Below are 17,451 nucleotides of genomic sequence, written 5' to 3'. Positions count from 1 at the left end.
TTATATTATCAAGGTGTGATTTATGCGTACCAACTATTGTGGCTTGATTGACGAGCAATATTTAGACCAAACCGTTACCGTTAAAGGCTGGGTACATCGCCGGCGCGACCACGGCGGCGTGATTTTCATCGATTTGCGCGACCGTGAAGGCGTAGTGCAAGTGGTGATTGATCCGGATACGCCGGACGCTTTTGCTTCTGCCGATTCCGCCCGTAACGAATATGTTTTGAGCATTACCGGCCGCGTGCGCAACCGCCCCGAAGGCACGACCAACGATAAAATGATTTCCGGAAAAATCGAAATTCTGGCCAAAGAAATCGAAGTGTTAAACGCTGCTGCTACGCCACCGTTCCAAATCGATGATGAAAACCTCAGCGAAAACGTGCGCTTAACCAACCGCGTGATTGATTTGCGCCGCCCAGCCATGCAGCGCAATCTGCGGTTGCGCTACCAAGTGGCGATGGGCGTGCGCCGTTATCTGGATGCTCAGGGTTTTATCGATATCGAAACGCCGATGCTGACCCGCTCCACTCCGGAGGGCGCACGCGATTATCTTGTGCCCAGCCGCGTACATCCGGGTGAATTTTTTGCGTTGCCGCAATCGCCGCAGCTCTTTAAACAGTTGCTGATGGTGGCCGGTTTCGACCGCTATTATCAGATTACCAAATGTTTCCGTGACGAAGACTTGCGCGCCGACCGCCAGCCTGAATTTACCCAAATCGACTTGGAAACTTCGTTTTTGAATGAAAACGAAATTATGGATATTACCGAAGGCATGGCCAAGCAGGTGTTTAAAGATGCGTTGGGTGTGGAGCTGGGTGATTTCCCGCGCATGTTGTATTCCGATGCCATGTTTTATTATGGTTCCGACAAACCGGATATGCGCGTTTCGCTCAAATTCACCGAGCTGACCGACTTGATGAAAAGCGAAGAATTCAAAGTATTCCGTGCTGCTGCCGATATGAAAGGCGGACGTGTGGTGGCGTTGCGCGTGCCGGGTGGTGCCAGATTGAGCCGTAAAGACATCGATGAATACACCAAATTTGTTGGTATTTACGGTGCCAAAGGATTGGCCTACATTAAAGTGAACGATGCAACCAATCTGAGCAACGGCGAAGACAGCGGCTTGCAATCGCCGATTGTGAAATTCCTGTCTGAAAATGCGTTGAAAGAAATCATCGCCAGAACCGGCGCGCAAAACGGTGATATCATTTTCTTCGGTGCCGACAAAGCCAAGGTGGTAAACGAAGCTATTGGCGCATTGCGTATTAAAATCGGCCATGAGCACGGCGCGGAAGGCGGCTATTTTGTAGACGAATGGAAACCTTTGTGGGTGGTTGATTTCCCAATGTTTGAATACGACGAAGAAAACGATCGCTATGCTGCTATGCACCATCCGTTTACTTCGCCCAAGCCTGGCCATGAAGACCTGATGGAGAGCGATCCTGAAAACTGCCTCGCTCGCGCTTACGATATGGTGCTTAACGGCTGGGAAATCGGCGGCGGTTCCATCCGTATCCACCGCGCCGATATTCAGGAAAAAGTATTTGCCGCGTTGAAAATCACGCCGCAAGAGCAGCAAAACAAATTCGGCTTCTTGCTGGATAATTTGAAATTCGGTGCGCCGCCGCACGGTGGTTTGGCTTTCGGGCTTGATCGTTTGGTAACTTTGATGACCGGTGCCGATTCCATCCGCGACGTAATTGCCTTCCCGAAAACCCAGCGTGCGCAATGTTTGTTAACCAATGCGCCGAATGGAGTGGATGATAAACAATTGCGCGAACTCGGCTTGCGTTTGCGTCAGAAAGCAGCTGAGAACAAAGAAGCTTGATAAAAAATTATTTTTCATCTGAGTAGCGATTGATTTAAATAGATAAAGCCTGTCTGAAAATGTTTTTCAGACAGGCTTTTTTAGCTTCGCTTTGACAAGCCTATGAGCCGTTCGATGTTGATGATTCAAACCCGCCGTCGGAACAACTCAATTATTGGTGGTGAATAAATGGTGCATCGGTGTTTGACCGGATTGCAAGCTTCATGGTGCGGATGCTCAGGCTGCCAATAGGGCTGGTATTCGATACGGTTTTTGATGGATGGATACGGGCGGACTAACGTTTGGATAAGGCCGTGCGCAGTTTTTTGAGTTCTGCCCATGCTTCGGCTTTTTGCTGCGGGTAGCGCAGCAGGCGGGCGGGATGGGGAATATTGAAAACGGGCAACTCGCCGCATAATTGCTTCATGATTGGGGCTTGCTCTGGTGCGGTAAAGAATTGGCCGAGGAACAAGATGGCTTGCGGTTCGGCCAGCTCCAGTTCGGCACGGATGCGGGGCAGGGCGTGAAGCAGGTGGGTGGCATCGGGGTTGGGGTTGAATTCGGTTGCGTCGAGCCAGCTGGTTAGGTGGCTTTCTTCGGCAACCAGGCCGATGGCGCTCAGCATATTGTTTAATAATGTGCCGACTTGGCCGCAAAACAGCCGCCCCGCTACGCTGTCTTCGGGCGACGGGCAGATGCTGACGACCATCAGTTTGGCCGGATTGATTTTGTCGGAGAGCGCTTGTTTGTAATGTTCGACCGTATTATTGCTGTGCTGCGGTTCGGTCGGCTTGGGTGCGGGTTCGGAGGCCACTGAGGTTTCTTGCACTTTTTGGTGCATGGTCTTTAAACCGAGAGACGCGAGCGTTGCGGCGTGTGCGCTGGAAACGGGCGGGGCCGGTGGTGTTTGGCGCGGCAGAGGTGTAGCGGCGGCGGGCGGTGTTTGAGCAGAAACCGGAGCAGGGGCTTGGCTAGGTGGTTCGGAAACTGGTGCGGCATTGGTTGCCGCTGGCTTGGTATCGTTGCCGTCGGGCAATATACAGGCGCCTTGTTTTAACCACATCGGGCCTAGACCGAGTGCTTCGTGCAGATGAAGATAGCGGCTGCTTAACATAATTTCTCCATTATCAAAGCGTCTTCGCGGCTGCCGTTGGGTTGAGAGTAGTAAGCACGACGGCGGCCGGTTTCGATAAAACCGTGTTTCCGATATAAAGCCTGTGCGGCGGTGTTGCCGGCGCGTACTTCCAGATAATAGCGCGTGACATTCTGTGCGATGCCTGTCTGAAACCATTCGGCCATCAGCATGGAAGCGATGCCGCGGCCTCGGTGTGTCGGCGTGGTGGCAATCAGATGCAGCTCGGATGTTTCAAATAAAGTATGCCATACGATAAAAGCGGTTATTTCGTTTGCCTCCTGCGCCACCAAAATGCGGTCATAACGGTTTTGCAAGGCAGAGGCAAATTGTGCGGTCGACCAAGGCGAAGGGTTGCCTGCTTGATCAATGGCGGCGAGGGTTGCGCAATCGTCGGCAACGGCGGGTCGAATCTGCATGGTTTATCCCCGTGCTTTGCGCTCGGCCTGTTCGCGCGCAGTCAGGGCGATTTTGTTGCGCACGTAAAGCAGCTCGGCTTCTGCCGCGCCAGAGGCAGGATAGCGGTCTTTTCTGGCCAAATTCAAATAGGCCGAAGCGGTCGGCATGGTTTGCATGCCGGGAAACGGCGGCGGCTCGGGCAGGGAGAAGGCATTGCCGATGCCTTGCGGATTGACCGCACCGGCAGGCGGTTGGATGTCGGCGGCTTTGCCGACTTGGTAATCGCTTAAGCGGCGTTGGTTGAGGGCATCGAACCAAGCGTAAAATACTTCGCCCATGCGTGCGTCGGTGGCGGCCAACACGCATTCTGCATCGGGAATTTGGCTGGCCACGGCATCCAGGCAGGGAATGCCGATGAGCGGTATGTCAAACGGTGCAGCCAACCCTTGTGCTACGGCGGCGCCGATGCGCAAGCCGGTAAAGGCGCCCGGCCCTTGCGCGTAAACGATGGCGCCCAAATCCGCGGTTGCGAGGTTTGCTTCGGCCAATAATTCGGCGATTTGCGGCAAAATCAGGGCGGATTGTTGCGAACCTGCTTCTGTGTGACGGAGCAGGTCGGCACCGTTGTTGCCAAGCGCCAGCGAGAGAAATGCAGTGCTGGTGTCGATGGCGAGGATAGGGCGGGAAAAATCGGCTTGCATGATGGATGGGGTGGTGTTTTTAGGCAGGCATTATAGCATTGCCGGCGGGTCTCGAACCGTGGAAAATCGGGTAAAATAGTGCCCGTTGAAATAATGACGATTACGGAGAAAATAAAACATGGCTAAATTTTTGAATACCAGCGGAACGACTTATTATCTGGAAGAATTGATTAAAAATGCGCGCGAGCGTTTGTATTTAATCAGCCCTTATTTGAAGTTGAACGATCGGATTAAAGAATTGCTGGAAGATAAAAACCGCATGAAGATAGACGTGCGGCTGGTTTACGGTAAAAGCGAATTGCGCCCGGCGGAGGCAGATTGGCTGAAAAAGCTGAATTATTTACGCACCAGCTATTGCCCGAATCTGCATGCGAAATGTTATATTAATGAAGAGGCGTGTATTATTACGAGCTTGAATTTGTATGAATTCAGCCAGATTAATAATAATGAAATGGGGGTGTTAATCAGCCGTGAGGAAGATACGGGCGTTTATCAGGATGCTTATGCCGAGGCTCAGCGGATTATCAGGATAAGCGATGAAGTGAAGATTTCGCTGGACGTGGTGGATAAAGACCGTCCGCTTGGCGAGCCTGCGCAAACAGGGGAAGAAAAAGCCTATGATATGCTGACTGCTGCTAAGCTGGCGGAAAAGCTGGGCATCAGCACGGCCGAATGCAATCAGAAATTGTGTGAAAAGGGCTGGCAAACCGTTGATGGTAAGTTTCATCATTTAACCGATGAAGGCAAGAAGGCAGGCGGTGTTGTGAAAAAAGGGCGTTACGGTTTGTTTATTGTGTGGCCCGATGATTTGGATTTATCGTTTTCAGACAGGCATGAAAGCGGAGAGAACGCGTAATAAAGCTTGTTTGAAACATCAATCGGGGGGCGTATGCTTATGCAGGAAATGCGCCCCGTTTTTATTTTTATATGAAGGAAAGCGATTCGGTCGCTTTGTTTAATTAAATAACGGCATGTTTGGAAGTGCGGGAAACGAATTTTTCTGCCCATATATGCCTGTCTGAAAACGTTGCGGAAATCTATGTATATTGGACGTTTTGCCCCCAGCCCTACCGGCTTGCTGCATATCGGCTCGCTGCTTACTGCGCTGGCGTCGTTCGCCGATGCGAAGTCGCAGGGCGGGCGGTGGTTGGTGCGGATGGAAGACTTGGATCCGCCGCGCGAGATGGCGGGTGCGGCGGATGATATTTTGCGCACGTTGGAGGCGTTCGGCTTCGAATGGGATGGTGAAGTGGTTTATCAGAGCCGCCGTTATGATTTGTATGCGGCGGCTTTGGCCGATTTGAAACGGCAGGGTTTGGTTTATCCTTGCTATTGCAGCCGCAAGGCTTGGCAGGCTGCGGCCAAGCCGGGCGCAGACGGTTTCGTGTATGCCGGCCATTGTGCGGCAGAGGGTTATCAAGCGCCGCCGAATGCAAAAGCGCCGGCTTGGCGCATGCGAGTGCCGGATGAAGAAATTGGCTTTGATGATGCGGAGGTCGGGCATTACGAACAGAATCTGGCGCGCGATATAGGTGATTTCGTATTGCTGCGGGCGGATGGATTTTGGGCGTATCAATTGGCGGTGGTGGTTGATGATGCCGAGCAGGGGATAACGCATGTTGTGCGCGGGCAGGATTTATTGGTGTCGACGCCGCGTCAGATTTGGTTGCAACGCTGCTTGGGTTATCCGATGCCGGCCTATGCGCATTTGCCGCTGCTGTTGAATGCGCAGGGGCAGAAATGGTCGAAACAGACGTTGGCGCCGGCTTTGGATTTGACGCGGCGGGAGGCATTGTTGCGGCAGGTGATGCACTATTTGAACTTGCCGCCTGCGCCGGAAACCGATAAGCCGCGTGCTTTATTGGATTGGGCGGTGGCGCATTGGGCTATAGCGAAAGTGCCGCCTGAAGCGCTGGTAACGGAATAATCATAATGCCTGTCTGACAAATTCAGACAGGCATTATGGTTTTTATCGCTCTGTGATGAGGCTGCGATTCGTATCATATTGTCTAAAAGGTAAACGGTTTGTGTTTGTAAAGTTAAAATGCAAACCACTGTTTTTTTCTGACGCTTCGTTTAATAAAATTTAAATTATTTGGTATAATCAAATGGCATTTTTAATTAATTTAATTTAAACTTTTGATTTTTAATAATGAAAATAATCTATTTCAGGCGGATATTGCAGAGGTAAGCAAACGTAAAGCGCTGATAACGATAAAATCGGCTTGGAAAAATCCGATAGGCATCATTTTCAATTGACAGAGAGGTTCTTCATGAGCGTGACACAATGGTTTGAAGTAAACGGCTACGACAGCCGCGAAGCAGCGGGGAAAAGCGGCTTCACGACCAGCAAACAATCGATTACTTTCCACGGCCAGGTAGACCCGACCAGCACCGGCGTAAAAATTTATACCCACCGCACGGCCAAAGGCATTAACGGTGAGACGGTCATCCGCGAATATTTGACCACGGTCGACAAAAGCCAAATCAATAAAGACGGCACGTTCACTGCTTACGGCACAACCGATATGAGCGGCGATGTGCGCTTCGAGCTGCAAGCGGCTTCTTCGTCGGGCAATCTGACCGTTACCCGTATTGACGGCAAAGTGTCGGGTAATGACCAAAGCATGCAAATCGTGTCGGAACACTCGGTTATGAAAGCGGATGCGCAGGGCAATTGGCACAGTTATTCGCGCGATATCAGCATTGAAGGCAAAGTGGAGCCGGGCAGCACGCATGTGCGGGTTCAAGTGGATCGCGAGGTTTACACCGTCGACAAAGTGGATGCCGACGGAAAATTCACTTTAACCTTAAAAGACTTGGATGCCGGCGGCCATACCATTACCCTCAAATCTACCGATGCCGACGACAACGAAGGCAAAGACGTTTACAGCATTAGCGTGGGGCGGCAATACGGCGGCGGTGCGGTGGTTATCGACCAGAACGAAAACGATTCTTTCAATAAGCTCAAAGGCAGTGTCGACGGCAAAGAGGTTGGTTTCAACGGTAATGTGCTGAGCGACTATTATCTGGAAAAAGGCGGCAAAACGCCCGGCATCTTGAATTTCAGCGTGGGCGGCAAAACCGCCGAAGCCAATGAAACGTTGGATATCGACGGTGTCGGCACGATACGGATTAATTATGACGGCAGCTACCATTTTGTGCCTTCCGATGCCGACTACACGGGTAAGGTGCCCGACATCACTTATCAGGTGTATAACGGCACCGATACCGACACTTCGGTATTGTCGATTCGGGTAAACGACCCTTCCGGCGATGCCTATAGCGAGCACCTGACCGTGGCCGACAATGCCAACGGCCAGAATAACGAATTACAAGGCGGTTTGGTTAACGACGTTTTAATCGGCGACACCCGTAACACGGTTGATCTGGGCATCGGCGAAAACAAGCTGGTGTACACCATGAAGGCGACCGCCGATACCATCGAAGGCAATAACGGCCACGATATTATTTTCGGCGATAACGTTAGCACCGCAGGTCTCAACTTTACCGCCGCCGACGGTAGCGATGCTTATCAGGCCTTGCACAGTTATGTGGAGCAAAATCTGGGCAACAACAGCGACGATGCGGTACGCAATTTTATCGCCGGCAATTGGGCCAGCCTGCTGGATAGCAGCAGCAACGGCGGCAACGATGTTTTGCGCGGCGAAGCGGGCAACGACATCCTCATCGGCGGCGCGGGCGACGACACGCTCAGCAGCGGCACCGGTTTTGACAAATATGTGTTCGTTACCAACAGCAACAGCGGCCGCGACACCATTACCGATTTCGATATCGGCAAAGACAAACTGGTATTCACCCAAGCCTTAAATGCCGACAACGCCTCATGGAACGATGCAACCCATACGCTAACCTTCACCGGCGTGAAAGACGGCCAAACCTATCAAAACAGCATTACTTTCCAAAACCTCGAATCCGGCCTGAAACTGGAAGATATTTTGAAAGCGCAGGAAGTATTGGGCTAGCCTGATTAAAACATAATGCCTGTCTGAATCGGTTTTCAGACAGGCATTATTATTATCTCGGCAAAAACCAGCCCGGCTTGGCTGCCGCACACAACATTGCGGTAAGAAACCAGATGAAAGGCATTTTTCAGCGGCGGCGGCTTTTATTCGGCGGGAAATCAGGGTATCCTTACGATTTTTAACGATACCGATTAATAGATTAATAATGGAAACATTAAACCGATTAGGCCGATTTGTCGGTCAAACTTTTGCTTTATGGGCGGCGTTGTTTGCCACCGTTGCTTATGTGGCGCCGGAAACGTTCAAATGGGTGGGGCCTTTGATACCGTGGCTGCTCGGTGTGGTGATGTTCGGCATGGGGCTGACGCTGACGCCCGCCGATTTCAAAATTCTGGGCCGGCATCCGAAGGCCGTGTTGGTGGGCGTGGTGGCGCAGTTTGCCATCATGCCGTTGACGGCCTATGCGTTGGCGGTAGGTTTGAAGCTGCCGCCGGAAATCGCGGTGGGTGTGATTTTGGTCGGCGCCTGCCCGGGCGGCACGGCCTCAAATGTGGTGACTTATCTGGCCAAGGGCAATGTGGCGCTTTCGGTGGCGGTTACCTCCATCAGCACGCTGCTTGCGCCGATTTTAACGCCGGCGATTTTCTATGTGTTGGCGCATCAATGGCTGGAAATCTCGGCGGCCAAGATGTTTGTTTCCATCTTGCAAATGGTGTTGCTGCCGATTGTGCTGGGTATCGTGGCGCATGTGTTGTTCCGCCGACAAACCGAAGCGGCGGCGGGTGTGTTGCCGGTGGTTTCGGTGGTGGCGATTGTGTTGATTATCGGCGCGGTGGTTGGCGGGAGCAAACCGAAGATTGCGGAAAGCGGCTTGCTGATTTTCGGCGTGGTGGTATTGCATAACGGTATCGGCTATCTGCTGGGCTTTCTGGCGGCCAAATTCTGCAAGCTGCCGTATGACGCGCAAAAAACGCTGGCGATTGAGGTGGGCATGCAAAATTCTGGGCTGGGCGCCGCGCTTGCCGCCGCTTATTTCAGCCCGCTTGCCGCTGTGCCCAGCGCCATTTTCAGCGTATGGCACAATATTTCCGGTTCGCTGCTGGCGTCTTATTGGTCGGCCAAGGCGGATAAGCTCGCGCAAAATGCCGAAGACACCAAGCAAAGCGCTAATGGCTAGAGATAGAGATTTAGATGAACCAATGCCTGTCTGAAAACATTCAGACAGGCATTTTTAATGGGTGGTGCGGTTTATTTTGCGTTATGGGTTCAGTCTTGCTTTAAGGCGTAGATTTCGCCGAGATTGCGCCATGCGCCGGCGGCGTCCATGCCGTAGCCGAAAACGTAGCGGTTGGGTACGTTCAGGCCGATGTAGTCGGCGCTTATCGGTTTTGCTTTGTCGATGAGTTTGTTGGCGAACACGGCGGTGCGGCAGCTGGCTGCGCCCATTTCTAACAGCTTGGTGCGGATGGCGGCCATGGTGTGGCCTTCGTCGAGGATGTCGTCGAGCACAACGATATGGCGGCCGCGGATGGCTTCGGCTTCGGGCATGCGCTTCCAGTTGAAATTGCCGCCTTGCAGCTTGTCGCCGTAGCGGGAAACGTGCACGTAATCGAAATCAAGCGGAAAGCGCAGCAACGGCAGCAGCTGCCCGCTGAATACGACGGCGCCGCCCATCACGGGCAGAATCAGCGGGTATTTGTCGGCTAAGTCGCGGCTGATGTCGGCGGCAATCCGCTGTAGCGCGTCGCGGCATTCGTTGGCGCTGAAGAGCAGGTCGGCGTTATCCAGCATGGCTTGGGTTTGGCGGCGTTTGGTTTCGATATCCATAATGCGTGTCGGGGCTTAAATCGGTTGAAAAGCATATTATAATCGCGTTTTTTAATTCAAGCGGTTTTGTTATGCAGGATATTTTTGCTTTTCTGGAAGATTTGGATTCGCCGGAAACTTCGGCGTTTGCCTCGCAGGCTCACGATCAAACGTTGCGCCGCTTTGCGCAATCGCCTCGGTTTGATGCGTTGAAAGACGATATTACGGCGCAGCTGCAAGACGAGCGCCAGATTCCGTTTTGTCAAGAACATCGGGCCAGAATGTATCATTTTCATCAGAATGCGGATTATCCCAAGGGTGTTTATCGGGTTTGCTCTGCCGCGTCTTACCGTGCAGGGCAGCCGGATTGGCAGATTTTATTCAGCGTGGCGGATTTTGATGAAGTGCTGGGCGATGACGTGTATCTCGACGGGGTGTCGCATTATGTGGAGAACCCGTTGCAGGTTTTGCTGACGTTGAGCATTGCGGGTGGCGATACGGCTTATACGCTGGAATTCGACTTGGCGCGAGGCGCCATTGTGGAAGGTGGCTTTCATTTTCCGGCCGGCAAAAGCCATGTGGCGTGGCGCGATGCCGACAGCGTTTGGCTTTGCCCGGCGTGGGACGAGCGGCAGCTGACGGTTTCGGGCTATCCGCGGCAAGTTTGGCTGATGCGGCGCGGCCAGTGTTTTGAAGAGGCGCTGCCGGTTTATCAGATGGCGGAAACGGGTGTGATGGTGAACGCGTGGCGCTATCTGGACGGGCAGGGCGCGCCGGTGGATTTGATTGAAGCGGCGACCGGCTTTTTTACCAAAGATTATTTTTGCGTCGACCCGCAAGGCGACGTTCAATTGTTGAATTTGCCCAAAGACTGTGAAATTTCAGGCTATCTGGCGGGGCAGCTGATGGTGTTGCTGCGCGAAGAATGGCGGCGGGCCAACCATACTTATCCGGCCGGCTCGCTGCTGGCGGTGAAGCTGAACAAGGGCGAAATCGGCGAGGCGCAGCTTTTGTTTGAGCCGAACGAGTATCAGGCGGTGGAAGCGGTGGAAACCACCAAGCGTTTTGTGCTGGTGAGCTATCTGGATAAAGTGAATGCCTGTCTGAAAGCTTGGAAATATACGGGCGGGATGTGGCAAGAGCAGGATTTGCCCGCTTTGCCGGGCGGCGCGCTGGAGATAACCGACCAGCCTTGGGGCGGCGATACGGTGTATCTGGCCGACAGCCATTTTATCGAGCCGCTGACGCTGTTTGCCTTGGATTTGAACGTGATGGAGCTTTCGGTTTTGCGCCGTCAGCCTAAACAGTTTGACCCGCAAGGTATTGTTGTCAACCAATTCTGGGCGAAGTCGGCCGACGGCACCGCCGTGCCTTATTATCACGTCGGTAAAGCCGCTTCGCCGGATACGCCGACGCTGGTTTATGCGTACGGCGGTTTCGGCGTGCCCGAGCTGCCGCATTACCTGGGCACGATGGGGCGGCATTGGCTGGAAAAAGGTTATGCTTTTGTGTTGGCGAACGTGCGCGGCGGCGGTGAATTCAAATATTGGCATCGTGCGGCACAAGGCAAACACAAACACCGCAGTGCGGATGACTTGCTGGCGGTGGTAAAGGATGTGTGCGAACGCGGCCTGTCGCGTGCCGCTAAGATTGCTTTGCAAGGCGGCAGCAACGGCGGCTTGGTGGCGGCTTCGGCTTTTGTGCGCGAGCCGCAGAGCGTCGGCGCTTTGGTGTGCGAAGTGCCGCTGACCGATATGCTCGGCTACACGGGGCTATCGGCAGGGGCGAGCTGGATAGAGGAATACGGCGATCCGGCCGACGAAGCCATGCGCCCTTATCTGACTGCGTTGTCGCCTTATCACAATGTGCAGGCCGGCACGGTCTATCCGCCCGCCTTGATTACTACGAGCCTGAGCGATGATAGGGTGCATCCGGCGCATGCGTTGAAATTTTACGCCAAGTTGAGCGAGGTTTCGCCGAACACCTGGCTTTATGCGCCGGAAAACGGCGGCCATACGGGAAACGGCACGCAAGAAGAAACGGCGGCGGAATTGGCTTGCGTGTTATGCTTTTTGGAAAGTGCGTTGGCAGGATAATCTTTGCTTCATTTAAAAAGCCTGTCTGAATTTTTCAGACAGGCTTTTTTGCGTTTGGCGGGTGCGTTTAGAACCAGTCGGCCAGCAGAAGGTGCATGCGCAGATCCCAATAGCCGCTGCGGCCGGTTGTGTGGCCTGATACGGCGCCGTTTTTCAGGAAAACGACGGTTGGCGTAACGGCTATTTCCCATTGTTTGGATAGGGCGCCGTCGGGGTCGTTGACCGTTTCAAACCGCAAGCCGTGTTCTTGCATATAGCGGCTTACCTTCTCATCGTCGCCAGAGCTTAAGGCGATGCTTAAAACGGGAATGCCTTCGGCACGCAGCTGCTCAACCACCGGCGAGGTGCGTTTGCAATAGCCGCACCAAGTGCCCCAGAAATACAAAACGGCCACTTTGTTTTGGCTTAATTGCGCCAGATTGACGGTTTTTTGCGAGAGTGTTTGCAGCGGCTGTTGTGAAAAATGCTCGGGCAGGGAAGGTTTGCGCCACCAATTGACGGCGCTGAAAATAATCAGTATCAAAACGGCCAGCTTGGCACTCTCTTGCAGCCAGCGGCGCCATTTGGGCGGGTTCATGGAATATGCCTGTCTGAAAATAGCATTGATGTTGCACAAATGTTTGCTGCCGCGAGTGCGGCAGCTCTAGTCGAAAGGCCTGAGCGGCGTGAAGCGCTGCTCGCGGCGGTTTTCTTCAGGCATTAAACCACAATCGCGCCGAGGGAATCGGTGGGTTTGAATGCGGCCAGAATGCCTTCGATGATGCCGATAACGCCGGGAATGAACGTCCAGCTCAGCAGAACGTAAATTATACCCATCCACACGCGGCCGGCGCAGAATTTATGTATGCCGAAGCTGCCGAAAAGCAGCGCCATCGCAACATAGAGGGCTTTGTTGCAGGTGTGGGGATAGGTGGCGGCATAGGAAACGGGTTGCATGTTTGTTTTCCTTTTCAACGTGTTGGAACAGACGGCGTCTATATACGGGTGCGCTGCCCGAATTAAAACCGTGTGTTCGGTAAAGATAGGCAAAATGAAAGCCTGTCTGAAAAGGCCGATGTTTACACAAACGACGAAGGAAAACGACGGATGCCGTTTTCGCAGACAAACGCGTTCAGGCGGATATCGTGCGCTTCGTGCGGCAGCGTATCGACGAGCTGACAGGCGAATCCGACGCCGATTCTAAGCGGTTTGCCGGGGCGGGTTCGGGCGAGCGTGGCATCGTAAAAACCGCCGCCTTGCCCCAGCCGATAGCCTTGGCTGTCGGCGCCGACCAGCGGCAGCAGCATGAGATTGAGCTTGTCAGCGCGGATTTTTCGGCCGGCAAATTGCGGTATGTTCATGCGGCCTTGCGTGTTGCGCTCGGGCTGTTGGCCGTATTGGTAAGGGGTGAACCAGAGGCGCAAGCGGTTTTTTTCGATGTATGGCAGATAAATTTTAGCACCGCGCCGTTGTGCGGTTGCCAGTAGCGCGTCCAAACGCAATTCGCCGCCTATCGGCCAGTAGGCGGCGATTTTTTGGCCGCGTTTGATGAATTTTTTCAGTTGGCGGTTGGCTTGCAAAGTAGCGTGGCGGCGTTGGCTTGCGCTTATGTTGCGGCGGGCGCGGCGCAGTTGGCGGCGCAGTTCGCTTTTCACGGAAGGCATGGTCGGGTTTCCTGCTCGGGTTGATGCCTGTCTGAAAAGCCGTGCGGGCGGTTTCAGACAGGCATTTCGCTTCAGCGCGCCATGTGTGCGAACACTTCGTCGGCCAAGCTGATGGTTTCGTCAATCAGCTCGGGTGTATGGGCGGCGGAGACAAAGCCGGCTTCGTAGGCGGATGGGCCGAGGGCAACGCCGCGCTCGAGCAGGCCGTGAAACAGGTGTTTGAAGGCTTCGGTATTTGAAGCGGCCATGTCGGCGTAGCTTTGCGGTATGCGTTCGGCGAAGTAGAGGCCGAACATGCCACCTATGCTGTCGGCGCTGAAGGTCATGCCGTGCTTGCGTGCGGCGGCGGTCAGGCCGTCGGTTAAGGCGCGGGTGCGTTCAGACAGGGTTTGGTAAAAGCCCGGGCGTTGGATGATTTCCAAGGTTTTGAGTCCGGCGGCCACGGCGACCGGATTGCCCGATAAAGTGCCCGCTTGATATACGCCGCCTAAAGGTGAAACGCATTCCATGATTTCGCGCTTGCCGCCGAAAGCCGCCAAAGGCATGCCGCCGCCGATGACTTTGCCCATGGTGGTTAAATCCGGCGTGATGCCGTGCAGTGATTGTGCGCCGCCCAATGCAACGCGGAAGCCGGTCATCACTTCGTCGTAAATCAACACGCTGCCGTGCTGCTCGGTAAGGCGGCGCAGGGTTTGAACAAATTCGTTGCTGGGTTTCACCAGATTCATGTTGCCGGCAATCGGCTCAAGAATGACACAAGCGATTTCGTTGCCGAATTCGGCGAAGGCTTGCTCCAGCGCTGTGTTGTCGTTGTAGGGCAAAACAACGGTATGGCGGGTAAAGTCGGCAGGCACGCCGGCGGAACTCGGGTTGCCGAACGTCAGCAGGCCGCTGCCCGCCTTGACCAGCAGGCTGTCGGAGTGGCCGTGGTAGCAACCTTCGAATTTGACGATTTTATCGCGCTTGGTGTAGCCGCGTGCCAAGCGGATGGCGCTCATGGTGGCTTCGGTACCGGAGCTGACCAAGCGGATGCGCTCGACGCTGGGCACGATTTTGGCGATTTCTTCGGTTATCGTGATTTCGGCTTCAGTGGGCGCGCCGAACGATAAACCGTCCAAAGCCGCTTCGCGCACGGCTTCGACCACTTCGGGATGGGCGTGGCCGACAATCGCAGGGCCCCACGAACCGACGTAATCAATGTAGCGCGTGCCGTTTTCGTCCCATACGTAAGCGCCCTCGGCTTTTTTGATAAAACGCGGGATGCCGCCGACGCTGCCGAAGGCGCGTACGGGGGAATTCACGCCGCCCGGAATAATGGCTTTGGCGCGGTTGAAGAGCTGTTCGTTGCGGTTCATGGCGATTCCTTGTGAAAGTCGAAAAGGTTTTCAGACAGGCATTATAGTGGATAAACGAGGCGGGCGGCGCAGGCGTGTTGTCTGGCTTCGCTGCGCTCTCTATAATGGCTGGACTTTATTCACACATTGGGAAAGAGAAGCGCGTTTATGGCTGATGCTGCCTCCATTGCTGCCGATTCTCCGCAATCCGAATTCAGGCGAGGGATTAAAGACGTTGCGCCTATATTAATCGGCATGCTGCCGTTTGCTTTGATTTTGGGTGCCCAAGGTGCGGCGAAGGGCGTGAGCATACTGGAAATGCCGCTGATGGCCGGTTTGAATTTTGCCGGCGGTTCGGAATTTGCGGCGGTCGGCTTGTGGCGCAAGCCGCTGCCGGCTTTGTTGATTATCAGCGTAACTTTTATGATTAATACGCGCCATATTTTGATGGGCGCGGCGCTGGCGCCTTATTTGCGCAGCCTGCCTTTGAAAAAAACGCTGGCGGCTTTGTTTCTTATGACCGACGAAAGCTGGGCTTTGGGCATGGCAGACGCACAAAAGCGCAAAGCGCAAGGCCTGCCTGCGTTCAGCTGGTTTTATTACATGGGCACGGCGCTGACTTTGTATGTAATGTGGGTGAGCTTTACTGCGTTGGGTACGGTTATCGGGCCTTATCTGGGCGATGCGGCGGCCTTGGGCTTCGGCATGGCCTTTCCGGCCGTGTTTTTGGTTTTGCTGCGCGGCATGTGGAAAGGCTGGAAAGCGGCACGGCCTTGGCTGGTCAGCCTTGTGGTGGCGGCATCCGTTCATCTCTTAACAGATGGCGCGTGGTATGTGCCGGTAGGCGCGCTGGCGGGTTTGGCGGCGGCATATTGGTTGGAAGGCAAAGCATGATTTCATGGGCATCTTTTCTGACCATTCTCGGCATGCTGGTCGTGACTTATACAACCCGTTTAATCGGCTTTTTCGCTCTGCGCAACCGTCTGCTGAGCCCGCGCGCCGCAGCGGTGATGGAAGCGGCACCAGGTTGCGTGCTGATTTCGGTGATTGCGCCGCATTTTGTTTCAGATAAGCCGAATGAGTTGGTGGCTATGGTGATTACTTTGATTGCCGCCAGCCGTTTGCCGATGCTGCCGACGGTTTTGATTGCGGTGGCTTCCTCCGGTTTGCTGGGCTATTTAATGAAGGTCTGATTAAGCGTGCTTTGAGCACCAATGCCTGTCTGAACGTTTCAGACAGGCATTTTTGTCAGCTGAAGAGTCCGATGATTTCAAGAATCGCAGGGAAAAGTTCGGCATTCAACGCAAACAGCGCGCCACCTAGGGCTGCGATAAGTAAGGGCATTAGGGAAAAGCAGCCGAAGGCGGCCGGCACGGTGGCAAAGGCAACGGCGCCTACCAGCATGCGCAGATAGCGTTGCTTTTTCAGATGGAAAATGATGGCAAAAGACATGTTGCCCAACACGCAGGCCAGCCATGCAAAAGCAAAAATGCTTTGGGCGGGCTGCCCGAGCAGATAAGCTGTCACGCCGAACAGCAGGCAAAACAGGGTGATGCTGCCATAAATGATTGCGGGGTGGTAACGTTTCATCAGTTTTCCCATGCGGAATAAGGATGTTTGCTTAAATAAGCGTTGGTGTAGCGGCCGTTGGATGTGATTTCTTCACCCAGCCAATCTGGCTTGGGAAAAGCGGTGCTTTCCGAGGGCAGCTCAAGTTCGGCCACAATTAGTGGCGCGTTTTCGTTAAGGTATTGGTCGATTTCAAAAGTAAAGCCTTGGTGGATGACTTCGTAGCGGTATTTTTCCAGTTTGAACGGGCACATGGTGTTCATCATGGTTTGAGCGTCGGGAAGCGGGATTTCATATTCGAATTCGCTGCGGGTCAGGTCGGAAATATAGCCTTTCAGCGTCAGCCACGCGCGGTCGCCGATGATGCGCACGCGGATTGTGCGTTCTTTTTCCACGCTCAGATAGCCTTGGCTCAGGAATTTCCGCTCGCCGGCAGCGGCTTTCCAATCGTCGTTTTTCAGCAGGAAGCGGCGTTCGATTTCAGTGTTGCTCACGATGTTATCCTTCAGAAAGGTTTGAAAATCACCAGATAAAGGGCGGCGATCATCAATAAAACGGGAATTTCGTTAAACACGCGAAACCATTTGTGGCTGCGGCGGTTGCTTTGGCGGCGGAAGGCTTGCAATAAAACGAAACAGTAAACATGATAGGCGGCCAGTGCCAAGCCGACACACGCTTTGGCATGCACCCAGCCGCTGCCCCACCAGCCTGTGGTGAAAGGAATGGCCAATCCGGCCAAGAGCGCGCCGATGCCCAGCGGTGTCATAAATTTAAACAACTTTTCCGCCATCTGCAACAGGTGGTCGTAGCTTGCGCTTCCGGGCTCGGTCATCGCGAGGTTGACATAAATGCGCGGCAGGTAAAACAGGCCGGCAAACCACGAGATGATGAAAAACACATGCAGAAATTTAAACCAAAGATACATTTTCAGACAGGCATAAGGGGCAAAAGCGGCATTATATCGTTAAAGTTTGT

The 17,451-nt window shown here is 53.8% G+C and carries 19 protein-coding genes; 8 read left to right on the top strand and 11 right to left on the bottom strand.

The genetic code is table 11. From position 1 onward, the window contains the following. Positions 1–22: 22 nt before the first annotated feature. On the top strand, positions 23–1,831 hold the full coding sequence (gene aspS, locus Q4A84_RS07280; RefSeq protein WP_303088268.1) for an aspartate--tRNA ligase: 1,809 nt from the start codon (positions 23–25) through the stop codon (positions 1,829–1,831). 274 nt (positions 1,832–2,105) lie between these two features. On the opposite strand, the gene Q4A84_RS07275 is transcribed toward aspS, so the two are convergent. The 3 genes from Q4A84_RS07275 to tsaB are packed head-to-tail and all read right to left on the bottom strand — an operon-like array spanning position 2,106 to position 4,042. Continuing rightward, the gene (locus Q4A84_RS07275) at positions 2,106–2,924 is read right to left on the bottom strand and encodes a uracil-DNA glycosylase family protein (protein WP_303088267.1); all 819 of its coding nucleotides are present in this window, start codon (positions 2,922–2,924) and stop codon (positions 2,106–2,108) included. Beyond that, positions 2,918–3,361: a ribosomal protein S18-alanine N-acetyltransferase gene (gene rimI / locus Q4A84_RS07270; protein ID WP_303088266.1), complete on the bottom strand. Its 444-nt coding sequence runs from the start codon at positions 3,359–3,361 to the stop codon at positions 2,918–2,920. Before rimI ends, Q4A84_RS07275 begins: the two co-directional genes overlap by 7 nt. A 3-nt stretch (positions 3,362–3,364) precedes the next feature. Further along, positions 3,365–4,042 (bottom strand): tRNA (adenosine(37)-N6)-threonylcarbamoyltransferase complex dimerization subunit type 1 TsaB, encoded by a 678-nt coding sequence (tsaB, locus tag Q4A84_RS07265; protein WP_303088265.1) that lies wholly within the window; start codon positions 4,040–4,042, stop codon positions 3,365–3,367. 118 nt (positions 4,043–4,160) lie between these two features. Here tsaB and Q4A84_RS07260 point away from each other — a divergent pair, with 118 nt between their 5' ends. From Q4A84_RS07260 to Q4A84_RS07245, 4 genes are all read left to right on the top strand, one after another. Beyond that, a complete protein-coding gene (locus Q4A84_RS07260; RefSeq protein ID WP_303088264.1) occupies positions 4,161–4,898 on the top strand; it encodes a phospholipase D family protein in 738 nt (245 codons plus the stop codon). Between the two features lie 183 nt (positions 4,899–5,081). Further along, positions 5,082–5,969: a tRNA glutamyl-Q(34) synthetase GluQRS gene (gluQRS, locus tag Q4A84_RS07255; protein ID WP_303088263.1), complete on the top strand. Its 888-nt coding sequence runs from the start codon at positions 5,082–5,084 to the stop codon at positions 5,967–5,969. Positions 5,970–6,315: 346 nt separating this feature from the next. After that, complete coding sequence (locus tag Q4A84_RS07250) at positions 6,316–8,028, top strand: hypothetical protein (RefSeq protein ID WP_303088262.1); 1,713 nt, start codon at positions 6,316–6,318, stop codon at positions 8,026–8,028. Between the two features lie 205 nt (positions 8,029–8,233). Then, complete coding sequence (locus tag Q4A84_RS07245) at positions 8,234–9,205, top strand: bile acid:sodium symporter family protein (protein ID WP_303088261.1); 972 nt, start codon at positions 8,234–8,236, stop codon at positions 9,203–9,205. A gap of 89 nt (positions 9,206–9,294) precedes the next feature. Here the strand turns inward: Q4A84_RS07245 and Q4A84_RS07240 are convergent, their stop codons facing one another. After that, positions 9,295–9,858, bottom strand: a complete 564-nt coding sequence (locus Q4A84_RS07240) for a hypoxanthine-guanine phosphoribosyltransferase (protein ID WP_303088279.1) — start codon at positions 9,856–9,858, stop codon at positions 9,295–9,297. Between the two features lie 68 nt (positions 9,859–9,926). Between Q4A84_RS07240 and Q4A84_RS07235 the strand changes: the two genes are divergently transcribed. Then, positions 9,927–11,930: a prolyl oligopeptidase family protein gene (locus Q4A84_RS07235; protein WP_303088260.1), complete on the top strand. Its 2,004-nt coding sequence runs from the start codon at positions 9,927–9,929 to the stop codon at positions 11,928–11,930. Positions 11,931–11,997: 67 nt separating this feature from the next. On the opposite strand, the gene Q4A84_RS07230 is transcribed toward Q4A84_RS07235, so the two are convergent. The 4 genes from Q4A84_RS07230 to hemL all read right to left on the bottom strand — a co-directional run bounded on the left by Q4A84_RS07230 (position 11,998) and on the right by hemL (position 14,928). After that, positions 11,998–12,507, bottom strand: coding sequence for a protein disulfide oxidoreductase (locus tag Q4A84_RS07230; RefSeq protein ID WP_303088259.1), 510 nt, complete (start codon positions 12,505–12,507; stop codon positions 11,998–12,000). A gap of 122 nt (positions 12,508–12,629) precedes the next feature. Beyond that, complete coding sequence (locus Q4A84_RS07225; protein ID WP_303088258.1) at positions 12,630–12,866, bottom strand: TM2 domain-containing protein; 237 nt, start codon at positions 12,864–12,866, stop codon at positions 12,630–12,632. 122 nt (positions 12,867–12,988) lie between these two features. Next, positions 12,989–13,573, bottom strand: coding sequence for a 5-formyltetrahydrofolate cyclo-ligase (locus Q4A84_RS07220; RefSeq protein WP_303088257.1), 585 nt, complete (start codon positions 13,571–13,573; stop codon positions 12,989–12,991). A gap of 71 nt (positions 13,574–13,644) precedes the next feature. Continuing rightward, positions 13,645–14,928: a glutamate-1-semialdehyde 2,1-aminomutase gene (gene hemL, locus Q4A84_RS07215; protein WP_303088256.1), complete on the bottom strand. Its 1,284-nt coding sequence runs from the start codon at positions 14,926–14,928 to the stop codon at positions 13,645–13,647. Between the two features lie 147 nt (positions 14,929–15,075). Between hemL and Q4A84_RS07210 the strand changes: the two genes are divergently transcribed. Both Q4A84_RS07210 and Q4A84_RS07205 read left to right on the top strand, forming a co-directional pair. Then, on the top strand, positions 15,076–15,801 hold the full coding sequence (locus Q4A84_RS07210; RefSeq protein WP_303088255.1) for an AzlC family ABC transporter permease: 726 nt from the start codon (positions 15,076–15,078) through the stop codon (positions 15,799–15,801). Continuing rightward, positions 15,798–16,100: an AzlD family protein gene (locus Q4A84_RS07205; protein WP_303088254.1), complete on the top strand. Its 303-nt coding sequence runs from the start codon at positions 15,798–15,800 to the stop codon at positions 16,098–16,100. Before Q4A84_RS07210 ends, Q4A84_RS07205 begins: the two co-directional genes overlap by 4 nt. A 55-nt stretch (positions 16,101–16,155) precedes the next feature. On the opposite strand, the gene Q4A84_RS07200 is transcribed toward Q4A84_RS07205, so the two are convergent. Genes Q4A84_RS07200 through Q4A84_RS07190 form a run of 3 tightly spaced genes read right to left on the bottom strand, consistent with a single transcriptional unit; the run spans position 16,156 to position 17,401 of the window. Beyond that, positions 16,156–16,497 (bottom strand): hypothetical protein, encoded by a 342-nt coding sequence (locus tag Q4A84_RS07200; protein WP_303088253.1) that lies wholly within the window; start codon positions 16,495–16,497, stop codon positions 16,156–16,158. Next, positions 16,497–16,970, bottom strand: a complete 474-nt coding sequence (locus Q4A84_RS07195) for a CYTH domain-containing protein (RefSeq protein ID WP_303088252.1) — start codon at positions 16,968–16,970, stop codon at positions 16,497–16,499. Before Q4A84_RS07195 ends, Q4A84_RS07200 begins: the two co-directional genes overlap by 1 nt. 11 nt (positions 16,971–16,981) lie before the next feature. Then, positions 16,982–17,401 carry a CopD family protein gene (locus Q4A84_RS07190; RefSeq protein ID WP_303088251.1) on the bottom strand — a complete coding sequence of 140 codons (420 nt, stop codon included), beginning with the start codon at positions 17,399–17,401 and terminating at the stop codon, positions 16,982–16,984. Between the last annotated feature and the right edge of the window lie 50 nt (positions 17,402–17,451).

It is taken from the genome of Neisseria sp., from assembly GCF_030527965.1.
In the GTDB taxonomy this organism is placed as follows: Bacteria; Pseudomonadota; Gammaproteobacteria; order Burkholderiales; family Neisseriaceae; genus Neisseria.
The sequence above is the reverse complement of the archived record's forward strand: the minus strand, read 5'-3'. Positions and strand labels throughout refer to the sequence as shown.